This is a genomic window from Brevundimonas sp. CURTG3B2_SDJG (assembly GCF_057364705.1).
Genome location: NZ_JBNFOJ010000349.1, coordinates 1 through 2,733, shown reverse-complemented (window position 1 = coordinate 2,733; position 2,733 = coordinate 1). Strand labels below are relative to the sequence as shown.

Annotated in this window: 2 protein-coding genes and 1 pseudogene; all 3 read left to right on the top strand. The window is 70.8% G+C overall.

Going from position 1 to position 2,733, the window contains the following annotated elements; all coding sequences use genetic code 11:
* Nucleotides 1–107 precede the first annotated feature (107 nt).
* Nucleotides 108–749 (top strand): annotated as a pseudogene (locus tag AC2W7C_RS16370) (DUF885 family protein); the annotation flags it as partial.
* Between the two features lie 94 nt (nt 750–843).
* Nucleotides 844–1,935, top strand: a complete 1,092-nt coding sequence (locus AC2W7C_RS16365) for a DUF885 domain-containing protein (RefSeq protein ID WP_486002344.1) — start codon at nt 844–846, stop codon at nt 1,933–1,935.
* A gap of 39 nt (nt 1,936–1,974) precedes the next feature.
* On the top strand, nt 1,975–2,733 hold a 759-nt coding region (locus AC2W7C_RS16360), incomplete at its 3' end, for a DUF885 family protein (protein WP_486002343.1).

The following is a 2,733-nucleotide window of genomic DNA, read 5'->3' as shown; positions in this document are numbered from 1 at the left end:
CTGGGCAGAGCGCGCGCGCGCCCTGATCACCCGACCGCGCCCAGCGGGCTTGCCAGCACGCGCGAGGCGCCCTCCTGTACCGCCCCTCATCCTCCGGAGCCTTCCCCATGATGGATCGCCGCAGCTTCCTCGTCTCCACCGCTCTCGTGGGGGCGCTCGCGGGGCCGGGCCGGGCCCTCGCCCGGGCCCAGGCCACTGGCGAGGCCGCCAAGCTCAACGCCCTGCTGGAGCGCATGTTCGCCGACGCCTTGGCCAACTCGGCCTTCCTGGCCACCTACCTGGGCCTGGACAAGGGCGACAACGCCGCCGCCAAGTCGCGCCTGGACATGCTGACCGGCGCCGACCGCGCCCGGAACGAAGCCATGTACCGCCGCGGCCAGGCCGATCTGAAGGCGATCGACCGCGACGCCCTGCATGGCATGGATCGGGTCAACCTGGACACGGTGCTTTACACGATCGACACCGCCGTCATGGGCATGGACCGCTACGACTTCGGCGAGGACGGCACGCCCAACCCCTACCGCATCAGCCAGCTGACCGGCTCATACCAGTCGGTGCCGGACTTCTTGGACACGATGCACTCCATCGAGACGGCGGAGGACGCAGAGGCCTATCTGTCGCGCCTGGAGGCCTTTGCGGCCCTGATGGACCAGGAGACCGCCCTGGTGCAGGCCGACTTCGGCAAGGGCGTCGTGCCGCCCGACTTCATCATCGAGCGCGCCCTGGTGCAGATGAACGCCGTCCTGGCGGTCGATCCGGCCCAGTCCGGCATGACGACGTCGGTCGGTCGGCGCGCGGGCGAGAAGAACATCGCGGGCGACTGGGCCGGCCGCGCCCGCACCCATCGTCGCCGACAAGGTCTATCCGGCGCTGCGCCGCCAGGTCGCCCTGTTCGAGGGCGCCAAGGCCGGGGCCGTCCACGACGCGGGTGTCTGGCGCCTGCCGAACGCCGACGGCTACTACGCCTGGGGCGTGCGCAACTACACCACCACCGGCCTGACCGGCGACCAGGTCCACGAACTGGGCCTGGCCCAGGTGGCCGAGATCAGCGCCCGCGCCGACGCCATCCTGAAGGCTCAGGGCATCACCGAAGGCACGGTCGGCGCCCGGATCGGGGCGTTGGGCAAGGACCCGCGTTTCATCTATCCCAACACCCCGGAGGGCAAGCGCCAGCTGTTGGACGATCTGAACGCTCAGACCCGGGCCATGCAGGCCCGCCTGCCCGAGATGTTCGGCCACCTGCCGCGCTCCGGGGTGGAGATCCGCGCCGTGCCGGAAGCCATCCAGGCGGGCGCGCCGGGCGGCTACTATCAGGGTCCGACGCTCGACGGCTCGCGCCCCGGCGCCTACTACATCAACCTGCGCGACACGGCCGAATGGCCCAAATGGTCGCTGCCGACCCTGACCTATCACGAGGCCATCCCGGGCCATCACTTCCAGATCTCGATCCAGACCGAGGCCCAGGGCGTGCCGATGCTGCGCAAGGTCGTCGGCTTCTCGGCCTACTCCGAAGGCTGGGCGCTGTACTCCGAGCAGCTGGCCGACGAGATGGGCGTCTACGAGGGCGATCCCTGGGGCCAGATCGGCTATCTGCAGTCCCTGCTGTTCCGTGCCGTCCGCCTGGTCGTGGACTCCGGCCTGCACCACAAACGCTGGAGCCGCGAGCAGGCCATTCGCTACATGGTCGAAACCCTGGGCGATCAGGAGTCGAGCGTGACCACCGAGGTCGAGCGCTACTGCGTCTGGCCGGGCCAGGCTTCCAGCTACAAGATCGGCCACACCGAATGGGTCAAGCTGCGCGACGAGGCCAAGACCGCCCTGGGCGACCGCTTCGACATCAAGGGCTTCCACGACACGGCCCTGGCGTCGGGCTCCATGCCCCTGGAGACGCTCAGGACGGTGGTCACCGCGTGGATCGAAACGCAGAAGCCCTGAGCCGCCTGACCATCCGTTAGCAACCCCGGGGAGGGATGAATGATCGACCGCCGCAGCCTGCTGATCACTGGGGCCGCCGCGGCCGGCCTGGCCGCGTCCGGCCAGGCTCTCGCCTCGCCCCGGGACGCGGACGCCGAACTGGACGCGATGCTTCAGGGCTGGTTCGACCAGGACATCGACGCCTCGCCGGAAAGCGCCACCAACCTGGGCCTGGATCGCGGCGCCCGGGCCGGCCTGTCGTCCCGGCTCAGCGACCGCAGCGAGGCCGAGTGGCGGCGCGAGCGGGCGCAGGCGGTCGAGCGCCTTCGGGTGTTCCGGGCCTTGGGCGGAACCGACGGTCTTTCCGAGGCGGGCAAGGTCAATCACGCCGTCGCGGCCTTCCGGTTGGAGACGGCGGCCACCGGGGCCGGCTTCGACTACGGTTCGACCCTGGGCGGCGGCCGGATGGGGCCCTACCTCGTCAACCAACTCACCGGCGCCTACTTCACCGTCCCGGACTTCCTGGATAGTCAGCATCGCGTCGAGGACCGGGAGGGGGCCGACGCCTTCCTGGCGCGCCTCGCCGCCTTCGCCCCGGCGGTCGACGCCGAGACCCAGCGGGTCCGGGCCGACGCCGGCAAGGGCGTGGTCCCGCCGGACTTCATCATCGACCTGACCGTGGGCCAGCTTCGCGCGCTCGCGGCGCAGGCGTCCGGCGACATGGCCATGATCCGCACGCTGGGTAGCGCAAAGCCTCCGCGCTGGGCCTGGCCGGCTACGGCGAGCGCGCCGCCCGCCACCGTGACGCCGAGTCAAGCC